The sequence below is a fragment of the Bacteroides sp. D1 genome (genome assembly GCF_000157095.2).
GTDB lineage: Bacteria > Bacteroidota > Bacteroidia > Bacteroidales > Bacteroidaceae > Bacteroides > Bacteroides xylanisolvens.
Genome location: NZ_JH114331.1, coordinates 586,984 through 610,421 on the forward strand (window position 1 = coordinate 586,984; position 23,438 = coordinate 610,421).

At 42.4% G+C, this 23,438-nt stretch carries 22 protein-coding genes; 9 read left to right on the plus strand and 13 right to left on the minus strand.

Annotation, left to right across the window (positions count from 1 at the left end; genetic code table 11):
* Positions 1 to 1,073 (plus strand): ATP-binding protein (locus BSAG_RS23850; RefSeq protein WP_008997349.1); only part of this gene is annotated, 1,073 nt, incomplete at its 5' end.
* A 127-nt stretch (positions 1,074 to 1,200) separates the two neighbouring features.
* On the opposite strand, the gene BSAG_RS19290 is transcribed toward BSAG_RS23850, so the two are convergent.
* From BSAG_RS19290 to BSAG_RS19270, 5 genes are all read right to left on the minus strand, one after another.
* Positions 1,201 to 1,650 (minus strand): N-acetylmuramoyl-L-alanine amidase, encoded by a 450-nt coding sequence (locus BSAG_RS19290; RefSeq protein ID WP_004314316.1) that lies wholly within the window; start codon positions 1,648 to 1,650, stop codon positions 1,201 to 1,203.
* Positions 1,651 to 1,722: 72 nt separating this feature from the next.
* A complete protein-coding gene (locus BSAG_RS19285; protein WP_008648736.1) occupies positions 1,723 to 2,016 on the minus strand; it encodes a hypothetical protein in 294 nt (97 codons plus the stop codon).
* A 121-nt stretch (positions 2,017 to 2,137) separates the two neighbouring features.
* Entirely contained in the window at positions 2,138 to 2,632 is a 495-nt protein-coding gene (locus BSAG_RS19280) for an HU family DNA-binding protein (RefSeq protein ID WP_004314318.1), read from the minus strand.
* 189 nt (positions 2,633 to 2,821) lie between these two features.
* Positions 2,822 to 4,201, minus strand: coding sequence for a replicative DNA helicase (gene dnaB, locus BSAG_RS19275; RefSeq protein ID WP_004314319.1), 1,380 nt, complete (start codon positions 4,199 to 4,201; stop codon positions 2,822 to 2,824).
* Between the two features lie 47 nt (positions 4,202 to 4,248).
* Positions 4,249 to 4,872 carry a hypothetical protein gene (locus BSAG_RS19270; RefSeq protein ID WP_004314320.1) on the minus strand — a complete coding sequence of 208 codons (624 nt, stop codon included), beginning with the start codon at positions 4,870 to 4,872 and terminating at the stop codon, positions 4,249 to 4,251.
* A 41-nt stretch (positions 4,873 to 4,913) separates the two neighbouring features.
* Between BSAG_RS19270 and BSAG_RS0222585 the strand changes: the two genes are divergently transcribed.
* A complete protein-coding gene (locus tag BSAG_RS0222585; protein WP_153882625.1) occupies positions 4,914 to 5,219 on the plus strand; it encodes a hypothetical protein in 306 nt (101 codons plus the stop codon).
* A gap of 156 nt (positions 5,220 to 5,375) precedes the next feature.
* Here BSAG_RS0222585 and BSAG_RS19265 read toward each other — a convergent pair whose 3' ends face one another.
* The gene (locus BSAG_RS19265; protein WP_004300655.1) at positions 5,376 to 5,645 is read right to left on the minus strand and encodes a DUF4248 domain-containing protein; all 270 of its coding nucleotides are present in this window, start codon (positions 5,643 to 5,645) and stop codon (positions 5,376 to 5,378) included.
* A gap of 195 nt (positions 5,646 to 5,840) precedes the next feature.
* Between BSAG_RS19265 and BSAG_RS19260 the strand changes: the two genes are divergently transcribed.
* The 3 genes from BSAG_RS19260 (at position 5,841) to BSAG_RS19250 (ending at position 11,939) form a co-directional block, all read left to right on the plus strand.
* A complete protein-coding gene (locus tag BSAG_RS19260) occupies positions 5,841 to 6,791 on the plus strand; it encodes a tyrosine-type recombinase/integrase (protein WP_255344458.1) in 951 nt (316 codons plus the stop codon).
* Between the two features lie 372 nt (positions 6,792 to 7,163).
* Positions 7,164 to 9,815, plus strand: a complete 2,652-nt coding sequence (locus BSAG_RS25450; RefSeq protein ID WP_008997352.1) for a collagen-like protein — start codon at positions 7,164 to 7,166, stop codon at positions 9,813 to 9,815.
* Positions 9,816 to 10,382: 567 nt separating this feature from the next.
* Positions 10,383 to 11,939, plus strand: coding sequence for an ATP-binding protein (locus BSAG_RS19250; protein ID WP_004316203.1), 1,557 nt, complete (start codon positions 10,383 to 10,385; stop codon positions 11,937 to 11,939).
* A 45-nt stretch (positions 11,940 to 11,984) separates the two neighbouring features.
* On the opposite strand, the gene BSAG_RS19245 is transcribed toward BSAG_RS19250, so the two are convergent.
* Both BSAG_RS19245 and BSAG_RS19240 read right to left on the minus strand, forming a co-directional pair.
* Positions 11,985 to 13,559: a ribonuclease E/G gene (locus tag BSAG_RS19245; RefSeq protein ID WP_004316204.1), complete on the minus strand. Its 1,575-nt coding sequence runs from the start codon at positions 13,557 to 13,559 to the stop codon at positions 11,985 to 11,987.
* A 283-nt stretch (positions 13,560 to 13,842) separates the two neighbouring features.
* Entirely contained in the window at positions 13,843 to 14,118 is a 276-nt protein-coding gene (locus BSAG_RS19240) for an HU family DNA-binding protein (RefSeq protein ID WP_004300646.1), read from the minus strand.
* A gap of 211 nt (positions 14,119 to 14,329) precedes the next feature.
* Here BSAG_RS19240 and mutY point away from each other — a divergent pair, with 211 nt between their 5' ends.
* The 4 genes from mutY (at position 14,330) to BSAG_RS19220 (ending at position 18,137) form a co-directional block, all read left to right on the plus strand.
* Positions 14,330 to 15,370, plus strand: a complete 1,041-nt coding sequence (gene mutY, locus BSAG_RS19235) for an A/G-specific adenine glycosylase (protein ID WP_004316205.1) — start codon at positions 14,330 to 14,332, stop codon at positions 15,368 to 15,370.
* 181 nt (positions 15,371 to 15,551) lie between these two features.
* Positions 15,552 to 16,031: a single-stranded DNA-binding protein gene (locus tag BSAG_RS19230; protein ID WP_008025720.1), complete on the plus strand. Its 480-nt coding sequence runs from the start codon at positions 15,552 to 15,554 to the stop codon at positions 16,029 to 16,031.
* 77 nt (positions 16,032 to 16,108) lie between these two features.
* A complete protein-coding gene (locus BSAG_RS19225) occupies positions 16,109 to 17,461 on the plus strand; it encodes a gliding motility-associated protein GldE (RefSeq protein WP_004316207.1) in 1,353 nt (450 codons plus the stop codon).
* A gap of 43 nt (positions 17,462 to 17,504) precedes the next feature.
* Positions 17,505 to 18,137: a 4'-phosphopantetheinyl transferase superfamily protein gene (locus BSAG_RS19220; RefSeq protein WP_004316208.1), complete on the plus strand. Its 633-nt coding sequence runs from the start codon at positions 17,505 to 17,507 to the stop codon at positions 18,135 to 18,137.
* A 178-nt stretch (positions 18,138 to 18,315) separates the two neighbouring features.
* Here BSAG_RS19220 and BSAG_RS19215 read toward each other — a convergent pair whose 3' ends face one another.
* The 5 genes from BSAG_RS19215 to BSAG_RS19195 all read right to left on the minus strand — a co-directional run bounded on the left by BSAG_RS19215 (position 18,316) and on the right by BSAG_RS19195 (position 23,429).
* Complete coding sequence (locus BSAG_RS19215) at positions 18,316 to 18,540, minus strand: (4Fe-4S)-binding protein (protein WP_004316209.1); 225 nt, start codon at positions 18,538 to 18,540, stop codon at positions 18,316 to 18,318.
* A gap of 8 nt (positions 18,541 to 18,548) precedes the next feature.
* Entirely contained in the window at positions 18,549 to 18,851 is a 303-nt protein-coding gene (locus BSAG_RS19210; RefSeq protein WP_004316210.1) for a GNAT family N-acetyltransferase, read from the minus strand.
* A gap of 169 nt (positions 18,852 to 19,020) precedes the next feature.
* On the minus strand, positions 19,021 to 20,394 hold the full coding sequence (locus BSAG_RS19205) for a tryptophanase (protein ID WP_004316211.1): 1,374 nt from the start codon (positions 20,392 to 20,394) through the stop codon (positions 19,021 to 19,023).
* 236 nt (positions 20,395 to 20,630) lie between these two features.
* On the minus strand, positions 20,631 to 21,416 hold the full coding sequence (locus BSAG_RS19200; RefSeq protein WP_004316212.1) for a DUF4465 domain-containing protein: 786 nt from the start codon (positions 21,414 to 21,416) through the stop codon (positions 20,631 to 20,633).
* A gap of 36 nt (positions 21,417 to 21,452) precedes the next feature.
* A complete protein-coding gene (locus BSAG_RS19195; RefSeq protein ID WP_008016879.1) occupies positions 21,453 to 23,429 on the minus strand; it encodes a YncE family protein in 1,977 nt (658 codons plus the stop codon).
* Positions 23,430 to 23,438: the final 9 nt, after the last annotated feature.

The window sequence follows — 23,438 nt, forward strand, 5'->3', positions numbered from 1 at the left end:
ATTCAGCAAAGGCAGTAGCGTTATTACGCTATTTCTATGAAGAATTACCTGATATTTATGTAATTGCTGCCGGTTCATTATTAGAAAACCTGATAGATGTACGTGTTTCATTTCCGGTGGGAAGGGTGCAATATATGGCATTGCGTCCTTGTTCATTTCGCGAGTTTCTGGGTGCTGTTGGAGAAGAACCTTTATTATCCGTTTTAGATAAGCCTGAAATCACTCTCGCTTTCCATGATCGTTTGATGTTATTGTTTAATATCTATACGTTGATTGGAGGTATGCCGGAAGTTGTGCAACTCTATGCGGAGCGCAGGGATATTTTATCCTTGGAGTCCACTTATGAAACTCTTTTGCAAGGCTACCGGGATGATGTGGAAAAATATGCTTTGGGAAAACAACTTCCGGAAGTGATTCGCTTTATATTAAAAGAAGGATGGCATAAAGCTGGACAAATTATAACTTTAGGAGGATTTGCTGGTTCGTCTTATAATGCTCGGGAAGTGGGAGAGGCTTTTCGTTTATTGGAAAAGGCGATGTTGCTGGAATTAGTTTATCCGACTACGGCAACGGAAGTTCCGGCCACTCCTGAAATAAAGCGTATGCCCAAACTGGTCTGGTTAGATACAGGATTGGTGAATTATGCGGCACAAGTACAGAAAGAGGTTTTGGGAGCAAAAGATATAATGGATGCTTGGCGTGGTATGATAGCGGAGCAGATTGTAGCGCAAGAACTGTTGACACTGACAGATAAAGTCAGTCAGAAACGTTGTTTCTGGGTGCGTAATAAAAGTGGTTCTAATGCAGAAGTCGATTATGTGTGGGTGCAGGATTCTATGGTTTATCCCATTGAAGTCAAATCAGGGCATAACGCCCACTTGCGTTCCTTACATTCTTTTATGAATCACTCTAATCAGACTGTTGCAGTCAGAATATGGTCGCAGCCTTATGCTGTGGATGAGGTAAAGACGGCAGACGGAAAAGAATTCAAATTGATAAATCTACCTTTTTACCTCGTTGGAAAATTAGACAGCATATTGCGTCGGTTTGAAACAACCTTTGATAACGCGTAGTCTAGCAAAATCATAAGTTAAAGATTAGGCACGGATTACATAGATTTCACGGTTAGTGCTATGCTTGTACAAAGCAACCGTGAAATCCGTGTTATCCGTGCCTAAATTATAATAAAGCTATTTTTTTTTAGACTTTATCCCAATCCGTTTCAGCATTAAAACAGGGACAGGCCTTGATCCATTCTTCCGGTTCTATTTCGCCGTTTCCGTTCAGGTCGGGACTTAGATCCCGATGTCCGCAGATCCGGCAATTCGGATAATCTTTCAATAAAGCGAGAATCAATACCCGGAGCGAATGTTTCTGCCATTCGGTACGGGTATCTTTCGGTTGTCCTTTGCAATCGAGTCCGCCCTCATAGCAGATACCTATACTTTCTTTGTTGAAACCGCGGCTGTGCGCACCAATTCGTTCTATCGGACGGGTAGATTTTATATCCCCGTTCTTGCGGATATAGAAATGATAACCCGTTCCGTTGAATCCTCGTCTGCGATGACAGACGTCCAGGTCATATTCTGTGAAACTCTTGTCTTCGCGCGTAGCGGAGCAATGGATTACTATCAGGTTTATAGTTCTCATGAATGGATTAAATAGATTGAATAGGTTCTGTAAATTGCACAGGTTCCATAATTTGCATTAATTGAATCATTATCATGCCTCTGCTGCACTACGTTGTGCACATTCCTTATTAATACATTGTAAGGCAGCAGCCTGTGCCAGCTGATCTCTTAATGAGAATATCTCCGTATGCATCTCTTTCACTTTCGAGCTAAGGTCGAAATAATCCTTCAACACTTTTTCCAATTGCTGCATCAGAAAAGTATATTGGTCTTTCACCAGTTCGCTGAACTCTTTTACTTCTTGCGCCATTACTTTGCGCTTTTTGCGATTACTGCCCAGAAAGGGCAGGATCGTCATAATGATCTCTATGATTTTATCGAGCATTTTAATAAATTGAGGATTGAAAATTGAGAATTAAAAAATAAATGTAGAAGAAAACAGAAACCGCATGGAGAGTAACTGTAGAAATCACTCTGTAATACCCATGCGGCACTGTTTTTAATGATTAAGCTGCCGGGTCCGGAGCTTCTCCGCTTCCACCGCTACCGCTGTTTCCACCATCCGCGTCTTCTCCGTCACCCTTTCCGGCCAGGATGAAATCGACATTATTCTCGCCTCGGGTAGTGGCATGACTCGTATTCACCAGCTGAAGTGCCTTGTCTGCCACAAAACGAACATTTACTCTGCGGATATTGCGCACCGTGCAATCCTTCTCCTTTTCCGCCCCTTCGCTGCTCAACGTGATATGGAACGTGCCCAATCCGTCGATCTTCACCTTGTCGCCCTGGGTAAGCGACAGGCGCAACTGCTCAACAAAAGCCTCGATGGAATGCTTCACATCTCCTGCTGTAAGCGATGAGTTCGCTTCGATGGCATCGGCCAGCTTGTTGATGTCCATCACTCTCACTGTACCCGATTTCTGGCGTACATAATACAACATCTGTGAATCCGGCTGATTCACATACTTTCTGCGCTGATAGCGCTCCACTAATACATTCATACAATTAAAAAAGTTAAGGTTTAAGTAATAATATTTTCTGTCCTTGTTGACATTACAAATATACGAAATTTGAAAGGGAAAGTCAAGTATTTTGCTATTTATTTTATATCAATAATGAAATAAAAAAAGAAATTCCATACAGCTATATATTGTAATATAAAATTGTATGGAATCGGGGTGAATCTGTATCTATTTAGCATGTTTCAGCATGTATTCCAGCGGTGGGACGTATTCGGTGATTTTTGTCATTGCCGAATTATGCCTGAAGTATACGTTTCCCGTCTCTCCGTTGCGTTGTTTGGCTATGATTGCTATGCCTAGTTCTTCGGTAGGGTAACCGCTTTCGCGGTCGGTTGTTATTCGTGCGAGGGCGGGGCGGTAGAGTAATATCACGACGTCCGCATCCTGCTCGATTGCGCCACTTTCGCGGAGATGTGCCAGTTCGGGGCGGCCTGCGGGGCGGTTTTCCGATTCGCGGTTTAGCTGGCTAAGCAGTACCACCGGTACGTTTAGCTCTTTGGCCAGCAACTTCGCTTTGCGGGTGGCTTGTGCCACTTCCTGTTCGCGGTTGCGGTTGTTTTGGCCGGTTGTCATGTCGCAGAGTTGCAGGTAGTCTATAATGATCGCGTCGCACGCATGTTGGCTTTGCAGCAGTCGCGCGCTGGATCGTACGTGTTCCATGTTGACCGAGGTGCTGTCGTCTACGTGTATCGGCAGACGTTTGAGGTCGGCGGCTGCCGTGCGTGCCTCTGCAAGCTCTTGCGGGCTGACGGTTCCCGACCGCCAATGGCGGGCACTGACTTCGCTGGCTGCTGTCAGCCATCGGTCGGCCAGTCTTTCTCCTTGCATTTCGAGGCTGTAGACGGCTACGGCATGTCCTGCCATGGCTGCGTTTCGTGCCAGATGTAGTGCGAATGCCGTTTTTCCTACGCCGGGACGGGCGGCGATTACCACTAGTTCGCCGTTTTGGAGTCCGGACGTCATGCGGTCCAGGTCTGCCAGTCCGGTAGGGATGCCGGTCACTCCGTTTATGTTGTTGGCAATACGTCCTTCGGCTTCGGTCATGGTGGCGGTCATCAGTTCATCCATGTCCCGCATGTGGTTGTTGTGGCCGAATTCGCCTTCCAGACGGTCGAGCAGGTTGTGCGCGTCCATCAACGAGTCGTCGATGTCCATCGTTTCGTCTAGCGAGCAGGCGAGTAGTTTGTTGAATCCCAAGGTCATTTCGCGTCGTAGATATTTCTCGTGTACGATCTGCGCGTGATATTCGAGGTGGGCGGAAGTCGCCACTTTGCTGCTCAACTGGGTGATGCCGAACGCTCCGCCCGCCTCTTCGAGCTTTCCGCGGTGGGAAAGCTCTTCTTTTACGGTGAGGATGTCTATTTTCATTCCGGCGTGGTACATAGCCAGTATGGCGGCGTAGATCAGTTGGTGGCGCAGGACGTAGAACATTTCGGGGCGCAGCTTGTCGGCTATCAGTGGTATAGCCCTCTGCTCTATCAGGCAGGCGCCGATGATGGCTTCTTCTATTTCGGGAGCCTGTGGTGAAACTCTGTTTTCGGTATTCATAATCAGTGTTTGTTTAATCAGTCTTCGTTTAATTGGGATTCGTTTTATCAGTATTCGTTTAGGAAAGCTTTGTTGGATAAATAGCTGGCGGCGTGGAGCAGGTAGTTGATGTTTGTTTGGTGGAAATAATAATCTTCTACCTTGTCGATGGCGAGTTGCTGTTCCTTGTCGCTTAATTTTTTCCATTCGCGTTGCGCTTTGGCGATGTTTTCTTTGGGAAGCTGCGTGATGCTGTGAAACTCATTCCAAAACAGGCGGAACTTCTCGTTGACGGCTTTCTTTTTCTGCTTGCCGCTGTCGGGGGCTCCTACCCATTTGTCGTATTCGACGACACGGATATGCAGGGACGAGTTGTTGGGATGGGGGACGATTTCGATGATCCCCAGGATGGCAAGGGCGTGTATGAATCGGAAGGTTTTTCCGACAGACCAGCGGAAAATGCGGCTCCAGTCGCGGTAGCTGAACATGCTTTCGCCTCTTTTGCACAGGTAGTCTTTGTGCTGCCGGTCGCTGTATAACGTGTCCGAATAGTTTACTTTCATCAGGATTTTCAGGAGCGCTTCTATTTCTCCGGCTTCTATGTTCGGGTCTTCTATCTGTTGTTGTAGCAGGGCTTTGGGGATAATGAGAAAACCATGTTCCATCATGGCTTCAAAATTGAAATTGTTCATTGGGTTATCGTTTTAAATTTCTGTAAAGGTACGCCGTTCTTGTGCGATGCGCAAGGGGTGTGGTTCCGTGCGGACGGGTGTGGATGAATAAAGGGTGCCGCGATGCGCAAATGGCTGTTTTTTTCTTCTTTCATGAAGCCGGGGAAGGAGTGGGGATGGAACGAATGCTCTGTTGGTGGTTGGCGGAGCTTCTGTTGGTGGTTGGTGGAGCTTCTGTTTGTGACTGGTGGAGCTTCTGTTGGAGAAAAAACAAAGCCTTCGTTTGGGGGGATTCGAAGGTCTTGTTTGTAGTGAAAAAACGGTCATTTTTGCCGAACGCTTTGTGGAACGCTTTTTTCTTTCTGTAAATAGCTGTATGATTGGTAGTTATCTTCGTTTTGAAAAAAAGTGATGAACGCAAAGTGGAATACATAATAAACAATAAAAGATAAATGATATATTTAAAAATATATAGTTCGATTTTCCTTTTATTTCTTGTCCGTGTTTTCGTTTTCTGTTACGCGCTAAACGTTTGTCGGCAAGTCAATGTGGGGAGGTCCCCAGTGTCGGTAGATGATTAGCTGCATTTCAGGACTGACATCGATTGTTTGGCTGGTGTAATACGCAGCAACCAGTTGTTCGTTCAATGTCTTGTTTGCTTTAATGCGTTTGCGCATTTTTTTGCTGGCGGAAGAAGCGTTTGCCAGATCGGGAAAATACTCCTTCGCCAATTCGGAGAAATACTTGAATCCATTAATGCTGTAGCGTTCGGCAGCTGGTTCATTGTTGTTCATAATTTTTTTATACTTTAAATGGTTAAAATAATATGTTGTTTGAAAAATTGCGCAAATGTATGAAATTTACTTTGATGATTAATGTAAATGTTTTAGTTTTTATTTTTTAGATTTTATGTATGTAAATTTTTGAAGATATATTTTTGTATTTTACTAAAGTAAAATGTGGGAAAAGTAAATATTAATTATTAATTTATTTTTAATGAAAAGGAAAGTTTTACTTTGTTTATGAAACAAGTGGCTGTTGATTTGCAGCAGAGTGGAAATTTAGGGACTGCTCATGTATACAGAAGTACGTTGAATGCGATTCTTACTTTTCAGGGTTCCGATCGTTTGTCGTTTCGGGAAATCACTCCGGAGTGGCTGAAGCATTTTGAGGGTAGTCTTCGTGCACGTGGGTGTAGTTGGAATACGGTGTCTACGTATCTTCGCACGTTGCGTGCGGTTTACAATCGCGCTGTCGATCTTCGGAAGGCATCATACGTGCCGCATCTTTTTCGCTCCGTATATACAGGTACGCGGGCAGACCGCCGTCGGGCATTGGATATGGAGGATATGAAGAAGGTATTTGCCCGTCTGTTGCAGTCGGACGCCATCACTCCTGCCATGAAGGGGGCGCAGGAGTTGTTCATTCTTATGTTCTTGCTTCGGGGACTGCCTTTTGTCGACTTGGCTTATTTGCGCAAGAGTGATCTCCGGGGAAATGTGATTAGTTATCGTCGTCGTAAAACGGGACGTCCGTTGTCTGTGACGTTGACGACGGAAGCGATGTTTCTTTTGCAAAAGTATATGAATCGGGAGGAACAGTCGCCTTATTTGTTCCCGATTCTTCATAGTGACGAAGGTTCGCCAAAGGCGTATAGGGAATATCAACTGGCATTGCGCAATTTTAATTATCAGTTGGAATTATTAGGAAAGGCATTGGGACTCAAAGACCGGTTGAGCTCGTACACCGCCCGCCATACCTGGGCTACGACTGCGTATTATTGCGAAATTCATCCGGGTATTATTTCCGAAGCGATGGGACATTCGTCCATCACCGTGACAGAAACTTATTTGAAGCCTTTCCGAAATAAGAAAATTGATGAAGCAAATATGCAGGTACTTGATTTTATAAAACGATCTGTGGTCGGTGTAAGTGCTTGATTTTTATTCTGTTACTTTGTAGGTAACGGGTTGAAATATCGGTGCAAATATGAGCATATTTCTTAAAACAACCAAACGAAATCATACATTTTTTCTAATAAACTACTCAAAACAGGAATTAAACAAATAAAACACGCGGATTCTTTGTATTAGGGCTTTGTTAACTTCTAAATTTTGCAAAAGGTCTCCCGCCCCTCTGCCGCTTCTAAGAAGCAGGGGTAAAAATGTAATCGCATATTGTTTCATTTTTCCGTATTGACTACTCCAAAAGAGCAGGAACAAAGGTTTCTCCGTTACCTACAAAGTAACGGGCGGTCTATTATTGAAACTTAGTGTTTAATAATATATTATTAATGTAATTTTTAAGTAGTTATGAAGAAAAATTTTGTTAGGGTAATGCTTTTCGGGGCATTGACGCTTGCTACTGTCACTTATGTAGGCTGTAAAGACTATGATGATGACATCGACAATCTGCAAACGCAGATTGATGCCAATGCGGCAGGTCTTGCTGAACTGCAAGCAAAAGTGAATGCAGGTAATTGGGTAACAGACATTAAAAGTATCACTGGTGGATTTGAAATTACTTTCAACAATGGAAATAAATATTCTATTGTGAATGGTAAAGATGGATCTGTCGTTGAAATTGGAGAAAATGGAAACTGGTTTATAGACGGTGTTGATACTGGGAAACCGGCACGAGGTGAAAAGGGTGAGACCGGTGCTACTGGTCCTGTCGGTCCTGTTGGCCCCGAAGGTCCTGTTGGTCCTGTTGGCCCCGAAGGTTCTGTTGGTCCTGTTGGTCCCGAAGGTCCTGTCGGTCCTGTTGGCCCCGAAGGTCCTATCGGTCCTGTTGGTCCCGAAGGTCCTGCTGGTCCTGCCGGAAAATCTCCTTTTATTGGTGATGGAACAGGTGAATTTGAAAAAGATTATTGGTATTTCTATGATGACGCTACAGATAAATGGGTGAAAGGTGATTATTCGTCAGCCACTGTTTATGCTGTACAGAATGAGGGATTACCTAGCTTTACTCTACATGTAAAAGATAAAACTACTGGAACAGAATTAACAACTATTCTGCCTACTGCAGCTTTGATTAGTAGCCTTGAAGGAGTGACTATTGAGAATGGTAAAATCACTGCAGGCGGAACAAAGGAACTTAAATTAAGTTATGCTCAATGCAAAGCTGATTTCACTTTTGGTATGGAGGATGAGAAAAAAGAATTTAAGAAAAATGACCTGTTAATAACTAATTCCGGCGTGTTGAATGCGTTGATTAATCCAGTAGGTCCTGACTTTACTGATAGCAAATATCAAATCTATTTGATGAATTCTCAAAATGAAGCTAATTTTGTTATCTCTAAGATTGAACAAAATAAAACTGCAAAACCATTGACACGTGCTACCGAAGCCAAAGTGAATCGTGGTGTTTACGACCTTACTGTTACACTAAAAGATGGCTTGAATTTGGAAACTGCCCTTCCTGCAGATGAAGCATACGCATTCTGTACAAAAGACGCATGGAACAATGAAATAATCTCTGCTTATGATGTTAAAATCAAACCGGAAGCAGTTACAAGTGCTACTAAACTGGTAGATGCAGCAGTGTCCGCAAAAGTTGGTGAGGTACAGGTTTTGGATGACTTGGCAGCTGCAGCTACCACCACTCCTATGGATTTGAGTACAGTCTATGCATATTATTATAAGTTGGCAGCCGATGCTCCTGAAGGTGTAACATTGGGGACGAACGAAGCCGGCAAACAAACCATCACTTCTACCAAAGGGCAAGAAGCAAAGGTTGAAGTCTGCTATATAACTACAAATGGTATTCCTTTTGATGGAGAAACTCATGAGGGCATTGATTATTCTAGCGTCGGTGGCTCCTCTGCTCCGGCTAAACTGACTGTCACCTTCAAGCAAATAGAAACAAAATCTTTGGCAGCACAGACGGTAGTTTGGAATAAATCAGAAAAATCCGACATTGCTGTGTCAGCAGCTAATATTAAGGCAATCAAAGACGCTATTACTACTGCTAAACTTGCTAGCTCAACTGCCACGGCTAACGATGGAGATAAAGTGAAGTTTAGTGGTATTGCTTCTGGTGATACTAAATATGATAACCTGAAACTGACAGTAACCGCTGCATACAAGGGTACTATGGAAGCCGTATTGACAGTTGACGTTGACGCAACGAAGCAAATTGTATTCAAATTACCGGTAACTGTTGATTATAAGACGCCTGTATTTACAAAAACTTCAGGTATGTGGACTGAAGATGGCAAGGTGTCTCTTCTGATTAATGAAACTAAGAATGCTGATAAGATTCAGAGCATCAGTCTCGAAAGAGAAATGGGCTCAATCTTTACTACATGGAACGCTATTACTGGCGGAGTTACTTCAGGTATATACAACAGCATTACGTATGATGTTGACAAGAATGGTGACGATCATGTAGGAAGTGTAGCTAACGATAAGTTCACAGTAGACATGGCTCACGCTAAAGACAATATGGCATTCTCTGTAGATGTAAATTGTCAGCCTAACGATGCTACTGAACCTGCTTCAATTGCTAACCAAAAGATTCAATTCATCTCATTATCAGAATTGCTTAAATCGGAATTTGGTGCAACGGACGCTAAAAAAGGTATCACAACAGCGTATACAGCTGAAACCATAGATTCAGAGATTGATGTATTAGGTGACATTGTATGGAAAGACAGAAAAGGCAAGGCAATGTGGCCGACTGCAGATAATAACACTTATGACACTGGTACTTTGACTACCGCTGACGCTGTTCTTGCTCTTTATGGATATTCTATTAAGGTAGAACTAAGTGACAAAACTAACTTCAAGTTTGATTCTACTGGACAGAAATTGATATTAACAGATGCTGGTAAGGCCTTGAAGGGTCTTGTGAAAGATTTGGTAGTGACAGTTACTATTACTCCTTCAATCAGCTGGAGCGCAACATCTCCTGCACCTGTGGTGAAGACAGTAACATTCCCTACTGCTCTCTTTGCGGATTAATTTGAAATCCTTTAATGTTCTATTAGATAGCTCCTCTATATTTGCCTCTGGCAGAGGTGGGAGCTATCTCTAGAATGATATAACATAATAGGAGAGCCCGTGCTTGTTGAAGTGCGTTCTCTCCATAAATATGAAACCCTTCTTCACCGAAGTGTGAAGATTATATGTTGAGAAGTGACAAAGCGAAGAGACACAGCTTGTGAAAGTCCATCCTTCCATCTTTGTTCTTCTATTAGAAAAGGGATGCCTCCCCACATTTCCTACTGGCATCCCTTTTATCTTTACTCTTGGGACGTCTTTTTTTGTTGTACTAGAATCAATTGCTAGTCGCCCATTTCCCTATAGGTAAAGGAGACGTCCTCAAGATACAGAAAGCCCGAGCTTGCGAAAGTCCGGGCTTTTCGTAATTTTGTGCAGTCATTATCCCCTTATTTTATCGTCCCTAAGTTTCCGGGGAAATGTGCAGAATGAATGATTGAAAAGAATCTTTTAACCTGCCATGACAAAGATTTCTATTAAAAATATATATCTTTGCAAGAAAGGCATTGATTAATAAAAGAAGAGAATATGAGCCATAAAATTTATCCGATCGGTATTCAGAATTTCGAAAAAATTCGTAATGACGGTTATTTCTATATTGATAAGACAGCACTGATGTATCAAATGGTAAAGACCGGAAGTTATTACTTCTTGAGTCGTCCGCGCCGTTTCGGAAAGAGTCTGCTCGTCTCCACCTTAGAGGCCTATTTTCAAGGAAAGAAAGAACTGTTTGAAGGGCTGGCTGTGGAAAAACTGGAAAAGGACTGGATCAAATATCCTATACTGCATCTGGACCTTAATATCGAGAAATATGATACATCCGAAAGTCTGGATAATATACTTGATAAATCGCTGACAGCATGGGAAAAACTATATGGTGCCGAGCCGTCCGAACGTTCGTTTTCCTTGCGTTTTGCCGGTATCATAGAGCGCGCTTGTAAGTTGGCGGGGCAACGTGTGGTTATTCTTGTCGATGAATATGACAAACCCATGTTGCAAGCCATCGGTAATGAAGAATTGCAAAAGCAATTTCGGAATACATTAAAGCCTTTTTATGGAGCGCTTAAAACAATGGACGGTTGCATCAAGTTTGCATTCCTTACCGGTGTGACAAAGTTTGGCAAAGTCAGTGTGTTTAGTGACTTGAACAACTTGGATGATATATCCATGTGGAATGAGTATGTCGAAATCTGTGGCATTAGCGAGCGTGAAATCCACAACAATTTGGAAACAGAGCTTCATGAATTTGCTGCTGCGCGCGGAATAACGTATGATAAACTTTGTGAAGAGTTGAGAGAGTGCTATGACGGTTACCATTTTACGCACAATTCTATTGGTATGTACAATCCGTTCAGTTTGCTTAATGCTTTCAAACGTAAGGATTTCGGCAGCTATTGGTTTGAAACGGGCACACCGACCTATCTGGTGAAATTGCTGCAAAAACATCATTATGACTTGGAGCGGATGACGCATGAAGAAACCGACGCCCAAGTATTGAATAGCATAGACTCTGAATCTACTAATCCCATTCCGGTGATTTATCAGAGTGGCTACCTCACCATTAAAGGGTATGATGAAGAATTTGGAATGTATCGGTTAGGTTTCCCGAATCGTGAAGTAGAAGAAGGATTTGTCCGTTTCCTGCTTCCTTATTATGCGAATGTAAATAAGGTAGAATCTCCGTTTGAAATTCAGAAATTTGTTCGTGAAGTACGTTCCGGCGATTACAGTTCTTTCTTCCGTCGCTTGCAAAGCTTCTTTGCAGATACCACCTACGAAGTGATTCGCGATCAGGAATTGCATTACGAGAACGTGCTTTTCATCGTTTTTAAACTGGTCGGCTTCTATGCCAAAGTGGAATATCATACAAGCGAAGGACGCATCGACCTTGTCTTGCAGACAGACAAATTCATCTATATCATGGAATTTAAACTGAACGGTACGGCAGAAGAAGCATTGCAGCAGATAAATGACAAGCATTACGCTCTTCCTTTCGAGATGGATGAACGGAAACTCTTTAAAATAGGAGTAAATTTCAGTGCGGAAACCCGTAATATTGAAAAATGGATAGTTGAAGAAAAATAGATAAAACAAAAAGGCGGCTCGTTTTGACCGGGCCGCCTTTTCTGTTTATTTGATTTCGATTTCTTCCTTCATATCGATTTCCTCTCCATGTGTATCATAGAACACATATTGCAGAAATGCGAGTTTTTGACTTGGAATAATCTTGATACCGAATCCGTATTTCATTTGCCACTTCCGTTTCAGGGAAACGAGTCCCTGATTGATATAAGCGGCAACATACGGATGGACGTGTAACGAGAATTTCTTAACCTTCAGTTTATTGACTAGGTAATCAATTTTACTCTCCAAAGTGTCCGTAAAAAGAATGGACGACTTGATAGTGCCTTTGCCGAAGCAAGTGGGGCAGGTTTCGGTCGTGTTGACGTCCATTGCCGGACGCACACGTTGGCGTGTAATCTGCATTAGCCCGAATTTGCTAAGCGGCAGAATATTATGCCGTGCCCTGTCTTTCTGCATATTGGCACACATTCGTTCATAAAGCTTCTGACGGTTTTCGGCTTCATTCATATCGATGAAGTCCACGACAATGATACCACCCATATCTCTTAATCGCAATTGGCGGGCCAGCTCGTCGGCGGCTCCCAGGTTTACTTCGAGTGCGTTACCTTCCTGCCCGTTGGCATTCTTGGTGCGGTTACCGCTGTTCACGTCTACTACGTGAAGCGCCTCAGTGTGCTCAATAATCAGATAGGCACCACTCTTGTAAGAGATTGTTTTACCAAACGATGATTTAATCTGCTTGGTGATACCGAAATTGTCGTAAATGGGAAGTTGACCTTTGTACAGTTTCACGATATTAGCCCGGTCGGGCGCAATCAGTGATACATAGTCTTTAATTTCATTGTACACAGCCTCGTCGTTGACGTGAATATTCTCAAAAGAAGGGTTGAAGAGGTCGCGCAACAAACCTACGGCGCGGCTGGTTTCTTCATAAATCAACGTCGGATACTTGGTGGCTTTTTGTACTTTTACCATCGCATCTTCCCAATGCTTAACCAGGACTTTAAGCTCTCCGTCGAGTTCGGCTACGCGTTTGCCTTCGGCTACCGTGCGGACGATGACACCGAAGTTTTTCGGCTTGATGCTCATCAGCAATTGTTTCAGGCGGGCGCGTTCTTCGCTCGATTTAATTTTTTGTGAAACAGAAACCTTGTCATTAAAAGGGATCAGTACGAGATAGCGTCCGGCAAACGAAATTTCGGACGTCAGTCGCGGTCCCTTAGTGGAGATCGGTTCCTTAACGATTTGCACCACTACTTCTTGTCCTACCTTGAGGGTGTTGGATACTGTTCCATCCTTGTCAAGATCGGGAAGCAGGGTTGCTTTGCTGATGGAGGTCAGCTTCTTTTTGTCGCTTAAAGTCTGCTTTACAAACTTTTCGAGTGAGTTAAATTGAGGACCCAAATCTAGATAATGAAGGAAAGCGTCTTTCTCGTAACCGACGTCTACAAAGCATGCATTCAGTCCGGGCATCAATTTCTTGATACGTCCCAAATACATATTGCCCACAGAGAAAGAAATATTTCTTCCTTCGCTTTGAAGTTCCACCAGGCTCTTATCTTCGAGAAGGGCGATGGAGACCTCTTTGGGCTGTACGTCAACTACTAGTTCACTTGTCACTGTTTTGTTTCCTTATTATTGATTGAATCTCATTTATATGAACAACTTTTTTGACAAATTGTTCATTTTGGGTTAGCTACTTAAACAAAGAACAAACTTGAAAGACATTAGCTTCGCAAGTTTGTTCTTTATTTCTGTGTGATCCAGACTTAAAAATTATTTTTTGCTTTTATGTCTGTTCTTTCTTAGTCTTTTTTTACGCTTGTGCGTAGACATTTTATGTCTTTTTTTCTTTTTTCCGCTTGGCATAGCTTCACATTTTATGGGTTAATACTCTTGTTTATTATTTCTTTACTGAAATTGTAAATGTCTTAGCCGGTTTGAAAGCCGGAATGTTGTGCTCCGGAATAATGATCGTAGTATTTTTAGAAATGTTACGAGCAGTCTTTTGTGCTCTTTTCTTTACTACGAAACTACCAAACCCACGCAAGTATACGTTCTCATCGTTAGACAATGAATCCTTTACTGCATCCATAAATGCCTCAACTGTTGTAAGAACTGTCTGCTTATCAATTCCAGTTTTCTTTGTAATCTCGTTTACAATATCTGCTTTAGTCATTTTTCCTTAAAAAAAATATTATTACTATGTTATTGCTAATTTTTTGGACTGCAAATATATAGCTTTTTAAGCTCCTAAAAAAATATATTCTGCACATTTTTCTAAAAAAATAGTGGCATAGGGTTTTCTTAGAACCAAAAGAGTTACTTTTGTGTGCCTTTTGGATAGGATAGGCAAGATAAATGTTAGATAATACACTAGGAACGAGGATATGAACGAGTTTACTAAAACGATTGTAGAGTGGTATAAAGAGAATAAACGTGAACTGCCCTGGAGGGAGTCTGCCGATCCGTATCTGATCTGGATTTCGGAGATCATTCTTCAACAGACGCGGGTGGCGCAGGGGTATGATTATTTTCTTCGTTTTATCAAACGTTTTCCCGATGTGCGGACTTTAGCCGCTGCGGAGGAGGATGAAGTGATGAAATACTGGCAAGGACTGGGATATTACTCACGTGCCCGCAATCTTCATGCCGCCGCCAAAAGCATGAATGGGGTTTTCCCGGAAACGTATCCGGAAGTGCTGGCTCTGAAAGGAGTGGGGGAGTATACAGCGGCAGCGATCTGTTCGTTTGCTTACGGTATGCCTTATGCGGTAGTGGACGGTAATGTGTACCGGGTACTTTCGCGCTATTTTGGCATCGATACTCCGATTGATTCGACGGAAGGAAAGAAGCTCTTTGCAGCATTGGCGGATGAGATGCTGGATAAGAAGCATCCGGCTGTTTATAATCAGGGAATAATGGATTTCGGGGCGATTCAGTGCACTCCGCAGTCGCCTGATTGTTTGTTCTGTCCGTTGGCAGGCAGTTGCTCGGCACTTTCGAAAGGCTGGGTGACAAAACTTCCGGTGAAGCAACACAAAACAAAGACAACGAACCGTTACTTTAATTATATTTATGTACGTGCGGGCGCGTATACCTTTATAAATAAACGGACGGGCAATGATATTTGGAAAAATCTGTTTGAACTGCCATTGATAGAAACTCCGACGGCTCTTTCGGAAGAAGATTTTTTGACTTTACCGGAATTTCGTGCACTCTTTGTGCCGGGGGAAGTACCGGTGGTACGTTCGATTTGCAGGGAGGTGAAGCATGTATTGTCTCACCGGGTTATCTATGCTAATCTATATGAAGTGACCTTGTCTGAAAATTTGACTTCTTTCAGTGATTTCCTGAAAATAAGGGTGGACGAACTGGAGCAATACGCTGTTTCTAAATTAGTACAAGACTTGCTACAAGCATTAGAATAAGCATTAGAATAAGTATTAAGTAATAAGTATTGAGTATTACCCATGCAGTTTATGGCGCAGCCTAATACTTAATACTTAAAACTTAATACTTGATTTTATACTTAAAATCTTGCATCCTATTGTTATTCTGTTTAATTTTGGCAGCAGATTTAATTTTAAGAATCATAAACTTGATACAGATATGTCAGTAAATAGAGTGATATTGATAGGAAACGTAGGACAAGATCCTCGGGTAAAATACTTCGATACAGGTTCGGCAGTAGCAACTTTCCCGTTGGCTACAACGGATCGTGGATATACGTTGGCTAATGGAACCCAGATTCCCGAAAGAACAGAGTGGCATAATATCGTTGCATCCAACCGTTTGGCGGAGATTGTGGATAAGTATGTGCACAAAGGTGACAAACTGTATCTGGAAGGAAAGATAAGAACACGTTCTTATAGCGACCAGTCGGGTGCTATGCGCTATATCACCGAAATTTATGTGGATAATATGGAAATGCTGTCTCCGAAAGGAGCCAATCCGGGTGCGGGAGCTTCTGCTACTGGACAACCGGCTACGGGGCAACAGCAACAACCGGTTGCCGGCCAGTCGCAACAAGCGCAGCAGTCGCAGGCACAACCCGCACAAGATAATCCGACAGATGATTTGCCGTTCTAGATAATGTGATAGTGTGCCAATAGGTTTTCGCGAGCTTCTTGGCACATTATCTTTTGTTTAATTAAAATATAGACTCTTTGGACTCAGATGGTTATTTAAGCCAATTGGCTGACATTTTCAACGGTATTACCGTAAACACTCCTTCTATCTCTGCTATTATTGCCATAGTATTGGCAGGTGTACTCCTGCTTGCTTCCGGCTTTGCTTCGGCTTCCGAAATAGCTTTTTTCTCACTTACTCCTTCCGACCGGAATGATATTGATGAACAGAATCATCCTTCCGACGAAAAAATAAGTGCCCTGTTGGGGGATTCAGAACGCCTCCTGGCAACGATATTGATTACGAACAACTTTGTGAATGTAACCATTATCATGCTCTGCAACTTCTTCTTTATGAATGTATTTGTTTTTCATTCTCCATTGGCAGAGTTCTTGATACTGACCGTCATCCTGACTTTCCTATTGTTGTTGTTCGGTGAAATCATGCCGAAAATCTATTCAGCACAGAAGACTTTGGCTTTTTGCCGTTTTTCGGCACCGGGGATTTACTTCCTGGAAAAACTGTTCCGTCCGATAGCTACTGTGCTTGTACGTTCAACCACTTTTCTGAATAAACATTTTGTAAAGAAGAGCCACAATATTTCTGTCGATGAATTGTCGCACGCATTGGAGCTGACAGATAAAGCGGAACTCTCTGAAGAGAATAATATCTTGGAGGGTATTATCCGTTTCGGCGGTGAAACTGTGAAGGAGGTGATGACATCACGTCTGGATATGGTCGATCTGGATATCCGTACCTCTTTCAAGGAGGTGATGCAATGTATCATTGAAAATGCTTATTCGCGTATTCCTATCTATTCCGGTTCGCGGGATAATATCAAGGGGGTATTGTATATTAAAGACTTGCTGCCTCATGTCAACAAGGGGGATAATTTCCGTTGGCAGTCATTGATCCGTCCGGCTTATTTTGTGCCGGAAACAAAGATGATTGATGATCTGTTGCGTGACTTCCAGGCGAATAAGATTCATATTGCCATTGTTGTGGATGAGTTTGGAGGAACTTCCGGACTGGTGACGATGGAAGACATTATTGAAGAGATTGTGGGTGAGATTCATGATGAATATGATGATGAAGAACGTACATACGTGGTCTTGAATGACCATACCTGGATATTTGAAGCGAAGACGCAGTTGACGGATTTCTATAAGATTGCGAAAGTAGACGAAGACGAGTTTGAAAAGGTGGTGGGAGATGCGGATACATTGGCGGGTATGCTGCTCGAAATTAAAGGTGAATTCCCGGCATTGCATGAGAAAGTGACTTATCACCATTATGAGTTTGAAGTGCTCGAAATGGATAGTCGTCGTATCCTGAAAGTGAAGTTTACAATTCTGCCGAAGGATATGGAAGGCTCGGAAGAGAAGGAATAATCTTGGAATCATAATTTTGAAAGCATAATCAAGCAAACGTAAGATGGCGTTATTTCTGCAACATAAGACGGATGATATACAGTGGGCTGTCTGGAAGATGGAAGAGTCTTTGGAGGTTCTGTTGGCTCTTTTGCCGGATGCGCGCAGAGTTTTCTGTGAACAGGAATTGAATCGTTTTGTCTCCGAACGCCGTAAGATGGAATGGTTGTCCGTTCGTGTTTTGTTGTATGCTATGTTGCAGGAGGATAAGGAAATCGGTTATTCTCCCGAAGGAAAACCGTATCTGACGGATCATTCTTTTTTCATCAGTATTTCTCATACGAAAGGTTATGTAGCTGTGATGCTTGCTTCTTTCACTCCGGCAGGCATTGATATTGAGCAATATGCTCAACGCGTTCACAAGGTATCCGATAGGTATATCCGTTCTGACGAACAAACGGAACCTTATCAGGGAGATATGACTTGGGGACTGTTATTGCATTGGTCGGCAAAAGAAGCTGTTTTTAAGCGGATGGAAAACGCTGACGCTGACCTTCGTAAACTCCGTTTGACGCATTTTATTCCTCAAGAGCAAGGAACGTTTCAGGTTCAGGAGTTGGCGACGGAGCAGCAGGAACTTTACTCTGTCGGTTATCGTATCTGCCCGGACTTTGTACTGACATGGACATTGAGTTGAATGGGGGAGGAAATGAAGTGCCTCTACCTGTTTCTCTTTTCTTTGTAATGTGTGATGTCTTGACATAATAAATAAACCCCGAAAGTTTTTGTATGACTTTCGGGGTTCACTTTATATTCGGACGCCCTCATGATTTTATGAACTCACGGCTTTTCAGACAGGTTCTTTTATGGTTGGTTTACTTCTCTTTTTTGTTAAGTCGGTAGCTCAATGCTCCTGACGGACATTTACTGATTTGTGCAATTAATTCTTCCGTTGTCGCATTTTCTATTTGCACCCAGGGTCTTTCTTTAGGATGATAGACATTGGGTAGCATCTTTACACATATTCCGGCATGCTGGCATAATTCCGGTTTCCATATAATGGTCAGTTCACCATTGGTGTATTCTATTTTCTTTTCCATATCTGTATTTATTTAATATGAATACCACGCATTACAATGCGCTTCCATTCCGGATGTTTGTGAATATATCCGGCTACAAACGGGCAAAGCGGTACCAGGCGTAAACCTTGTCGTTCAATGTCTGTCAGTGCTTTTTCTGCAAGTTGTGATCCTACTCCCTTGCCGCCTAATGAGGCGGGTACTTCTGTATGCACAAGGTATATTTCTCCATTATTTGATTTGATATAGTCTATTTCGGCTATTTTGCCATCGATCTGAAATTCATATCGATGTTTTTCTTCGTTGTCTATTAATTTATAATCTTCTGCCATAATTTTACGTATTAAGTTCGATTATAATATAAACACTTGGGAAACACTTTTGTTTTATGCAAACAATTATTCTTGTTAATGGAGAAAGTATTGCCCGTTCATACTGGCACTGGTCTTTTCGATCCCTTTCTATTACTTCTTCAACTGATATTTGTTATTTTTTCTAAGTTTATAATCTTTCCAATTGAACTGTGAAATGTCTCATTAAAGGCGCTTCCCAGGCGATACGCACTCCGTGAGTGATGCTTTCTCTACGTTCATATACATTTTTGAGAGCGGCGGCTATTACATTCATATGATTGTCTGTATATACTCTGCGGGGAATGGCGAGGCGGAGTAAATCAAGACCGTTAAAACGATTTTCATGAGTCACCGGATCACGGTCGGCGAGGATATAACCGATCTCACATCCGCGGATACCGGCTTCCAAATAAAGTTCTATGGTCAGCGTCTGTGCCGGGAATTCTTCTTTGGGAACGTGCGTCAGCACTTTAGGTGCATCAATGAAGATGGCGTGGCCTCCGGCCGGTCGTTGGTAAGGAATTCCGTATTCATCCAGTTTCTTTGCCAGGTATTCCACTTGCTTGATACGTGTTTCGAGATTGTCGAATTCGGTGTTTTCATCCAAGCCGATGGCAAGAGCGTTCATATCCCGTCCGTTCATTCCTCCATAGGTGAGATAGCCTTCGTATTGTACGCAGAAACCTTTTGCACCTTCATACCAGTCTGCACGTCGTGTGGCGATAAATCCACCCATATTGACGATTCCGTCTTTCTTGGCACTCATTGTCATGCCATCGGCTAGAGAGAACATTTCCCGTGTGATTTCTTTGATGGTTTTGTCTTGATAACCTTCTTCGCGCATCTTGATGAAATAGGCGTTTTCGGCAAAGCGTGCAGAGTCGAAAAGTACGGGTTTGCCGTATTTGTCAGCAATGGCACGTACTTCATGCAGGTTTTGCATGGATACGGGTTGTCCTCCGGCTGTATTGTTGGTGATGGTTACGATGATAAAAGGAATTCGTTCTGCATATTCTGTCAGGGCTTTCTGCAATTTATCAGGGTCTACATTTCCTTTGAACGGGATTTCCAGTTGGGTATGTTTTGCTGCATCGATAGTGCAGTCTAATGCGGTGGCATGGCGTCCTTCGATGTGTCCTTTGGTGGTGTCAAAATGTGAGTTGCCGGGTACAATGTCTCCTTCATGCACGAGATAAGAGAAAAGCACATTTTCTGCGGCACGTCCTTGATGGGTAGGTATGATATATTCAAATCCTGTCAGTTTCGTAATCATCTCTTTCAACTTAAAGAAAGAGGTTGCTCCGGCGTAACTTTCATCGCCTAGCATCATTCCCGCCCATTGACGGTCGCTCATCGCTCCGGTTCCGGAATCGGTGATGAGATCGATATAAACTTGTTCTGATTTGAGTTGAAAGACATTATAATGTGCTTCTTTAATCCATTGCTCGCGTTCTTCACGTGTGCTTTTCCGGATGGGTTCTACCATCTTTATTTTCCATGATTCAGCAAAAGGTAATTCCATTGTCGTAGATTTAATAGTTTTGAACAACGAATGTAGCTAAAATTTGTGTGATTAACAAATATATAGTGTCTTTTTGTTAGTGAGGGTTATTGGATTTACTTCTCTATGGGCTGGTAATATATCAAAATGTAGTGAGTAGATAGAAAGAGAGCCGGATTTCTTAAAAGAATATCCGGCCCTTTAAAATTATGCGGTCGATTGATGTTTAATCTCAACCAATCAAACAAGTTGGTTATTTAGTCTTCAATAGTGATACCGTCAAGACAGAAATAGGTTGGGGTCATTGCACCCCATTGGTCTTCTTTGGTGGTCTTGATATTGAATTTCAATCCCTCTGTTTCGCCTAATGAAGTTAGGTCTACCCATTTCCATGTAGTTACAAATTGGGTTCCTTCACCTAAAGTGCACTCTACACTTTGAGTTTTATCCATATTATAGATGATGATTTTGAAAGAATCTGTATTTCCAAATTTATCTTTTCCTTCGAATATAGAACTACCTTCCTTCATACTATTGTAAGCATAGACACAGTTTGTTAAATATAGTCCTTTTACTCTATAGGATTCCAATTTGTTTGAATTGTCGTGGTCTCTGAAACGGATTGCAGCTTCTTTATCAGAATTCTTTCCAATTTTATATCCGGCAGCTCCCACGATAACGTATGTATTATTGATTACTCCTTTTTTAGTGATAGCGCGATAATCATAAGTTGCGAAGTCTGGGCAATCTTTTTCTGTACAATTTGTAAATGCAAAACTATCTGAATAGAAACCGTATGTTGAAGATACACAGTCAAATTCAAAGATACCACTAGCGTCAGTTAATAGATTATATTTGTAGTTAGTTGTCCCCCAGTCGCTACTAACAGACCATGAATCATCCGGATTTTCTTGATCGCCCATATCAAGTGTATGAGTTTCGTAATTGGGCAGGCTAAGCACGTATGTTTTTGTATCGTCATCATCGCTACAGCCACAAAATACAAATACTGATAACAGTAATAATAAAGATAATTTCTTCATGTTCTTTTCTGATTTTAGTTATTAATTAATTATTGATTATTTCTTGAAATGTAAGTTCTCAATGGTGGTAACTTCGGTTGATATTTCACCCATTTGTCCTGCATCCTGATTGACTGCGGTCATAATCTTCACGAAGTCGATTTGATCCAAGTCTACCGGACTGCCATTACTATCCACAGCCCAATCTATCTTGAAATTACTTCCTTCCTTGCTGTTAGGATGGTTGTCTGCATATCCCCACGGATAGCAATATCCTACCCATAATCCGTTCTCTAAAACGGCATTATCTTTTAGACGTGTTCCCTGGAATGTGATTTCATCACTTTCTATCCAAAGTGGATAATATGATTCCTGGTTATGGAAGCTGTTGCGGAAGATATATCCTTCGTTGCCTTGATTGTCTTTCCAAAAAACTTTTAGGTTGGCTGGATTCGGACGGTGATAGGTTATCTCGTATCCGCGTGTTTCAGTGTCTTTCCCGTATTCGCTTCCTTTCAATTCATACCACTCGTCGTCAGGCTTTCCATTGCCATTTACATCTTTAGATACAAATACGATTCCCGGTTCTGCACTTCCGCCCAATGCTCCTGTTCCGGTTTTGGAGTTATAGTAAGCATTGCCTTTTATCTTGAAGTCATATTCTCCTGTTACATTCGGAATGGATTGTGGGAATCCTAAAACAATGTAACCGCCGAATCCTCCCAATGTAAGGAGTGATTTCTGCTGGATTCTGCGGGTTGCTTCTTCTAGTATATCATCATAAGTAAAGCCTTTCTTATATGCTGAAGTGGTAGTGTTGATAAACTGTCCGGGAGCAGGGCGATATTCCCATACTTTATTGGCGAAGGCCAGAGGATTTTCCTTATCATCATCGTTGTCATCAATATCGCTTTGTGAGGCTTTGTCACTGAATGCAATTGTATTCGGGTTAAGTCCGATGTTGTTCAGACGGAACATGAGTTGTCCTTGTTGGTTGAAACAAAGTAAGTCTCCATAGGTGGTGTAATCACGGGCTTCGGTGATATATACATTGTTGCTGTAAGGATTGATGTTGATGCCGTATGGCGTTTTTATCACTGTTCCGTCAGTTATGAAATTCTCACGGATTGTCTCTTCTGTTTTCAGATTGAACATCTTGATAGAAGAGGTCTGCGTGTTATAATTGTAATTGTATAGATAGGCAATCTCTCCATCGATGGCAAAGTTTTGTACTTTCTCGTTAGATTGAGTGACTTTGTTTGTCCGGCAGTCTATCTTGACGAAGTTATAATCGCCGGCTTCTACATCTTCGCCACGGGTGGCTACATAAACGGTTTCGTCCGGCCCTGCTACTATTTTACCGGGATTCGGGCCTACTGTTAGTTTGCTACTTTCTTTAAATGTGGCAATATCGACAACAGATACCGTGTTGTCTACCCCCACCAGTCCTGATGAATAGTCCAACCCGCCGGAATTGGAAATATACAACTTTTCGTTTTGTACACAAATACCGTCGGGGTTGCGTCCCACTGATGTGATAGCTTCTATGGATAGGGAGGTTGTGTCTATACGTGCAACGGTTCCATCGTATGAACATACGTATGCCTTTTCTTTGTGAAAAGCGATGTAGCGTGGTTGACGGGAACTTCCGTTTTCTGCCAACATCTGAATCTGTTTCAATGAGCTTCCCGTACGAAAGTCTATCACTTCTACCGTACTGGAGATATTGACTATCACATATATCTTGCTTCCGTAGATGGCCATGTCATTGGCTGTGTCTCCTAATCCCCGGCGGTTGACTGCTTTGAAATAGTCACGAACCATTTGCTGGTTGCCGAAAGAAAAACGTGCCAGCGAGCTATTGTTCTGATTGAACAGTCCTTCGCATAATACATATAATTCGGCGGTACCCGTTTCTGTCGGATCGCCTATAATGCCTGATGTGAATGGTTTGTCCTCCATATCATCACATGCCACGAATAAGATTATGGATGACAGCCAGCACGAGAATATATATATTAGTTTCCTTTTCACGTCAATATC

What these genes read in the sequence shown, in the direction of transcription:
- BSAG_RS19240 (WP_004300646.1), bottom strand. Translation starts at nt 14,118, where the DNA reads ATGACTAAAGCAGATATTGTAAACGAGATTACAAAGAAAACTGGAATT.
- BSAG_RS19270 (WP_004314320.1), bottom strand. Translation starts at nt 4,872, where the DNA reads ATGAACAATTTCAATTTTGAAGCCATGATGGAACATGGTTTTCTCATT.
- BSAG_RS19250 (WP_004316203.1), top strand. Translation starts at nt 10,383, where the DNA reads ATGAGCCATAAAATTTATCCGATCGGTATTCAGAATTTCGAAAAAATT.
- BSAG_RS19280 (WP_004314318.1), bottom strand. Translation starts at nt 2,632, where the DNA reads ATGAATGTATTAGTGGAGCGCTATCAGCGCAGAAAGTATGTGAATCAG.
- BSAG_RS19205 (WP_004316211.1), bottom strand. Translation starts at nt 20,394, where the DNA reads ATGGAATTACCTTTTGCTGAATCATGGAAAATAAAGATGGTAGAACCC.
- mutY (WP_004316205.1), top strand. Translation starts at nt 14,330, where the DNA reads ATGAACGAGTTTACTAAAACGATTGTAGAGTGGTATAAAGAGAATAAA.
- BSAG_RS19220 (WP_004316208.1), top strand. Translation starts at nt 17,505, where the DNA reads ATGGCGTTATTTCTGCAACATAAGACGGATGATATACAGTGGGCTGTC.
- BSAG_RS19285 (WP_008648736.1), bottom strand. Translation starts at nt 2,016, where the DNA reads ATGCTCGATAAAATCATAGAGATCATTATGACGATCCTGCCCTTTCTG.
- BSAG_RS25450 (WP_008997352.1), top strand. Translation starts at nt 7,164, where the DNA reads ATGAAGAAAAATTTTGTTAGGGTAATGCTTTTCGGGGCATTGACGCTT.
- BSAG_RS19230 (WP_008025720.1), top strand. Translation starts at nt 15,552, where the DNA reads ATGTCAGTAAATAGAGTGATATTGATAGGAAACGTAGGACAAGATCCT.
- BSAG_RS19265 (WP_004300655.1), bottom strand. Translation starts at nt 5,645, where the DNA reads ATGAACAACAATGAACCAGCTGCCGAACGCTACAGCATTAATGGATTC.
- BSAG_RS19290 (WP_004314316.1), bottom strand. Translation starts at nt 1,650, where the DNA reads ATGAGAACTATAAACCTGATAGTAATCCATTGCTCCGCTACGCGCGAA.
- BSAG_RS19210 (WP_004316210.1), bottom strand. Translation starts at nt 18,851, where the DNA reads ATGGCAGAAGATTATAAATTAATAGACAACGAAGAAAAACATCGATAT.
- dnaB (WP_004314319.1), bottom strand. Translation starts at nt 4,201, where the DNA reads ATGAATACCGAAAACAGAGTTTCACCACAGGCTCCCGAAATAGAAGAA.
- BSAG_RS19215 (WP_004316209.1), bottom strand. Translation starts at nt 18,540, where the DNA reads ATGGAAAAGAAAATAGAATACACCAATGGTGAACTGACCATTATATGG.
- BSAG_RS19200 (WP_004316212.1), bottom strand. Translation starts at nt 21,416, where the DNA reads ATGAAGAAATTATCTTTATTATTACTGTTATCAGTATTTGTATTTTGT.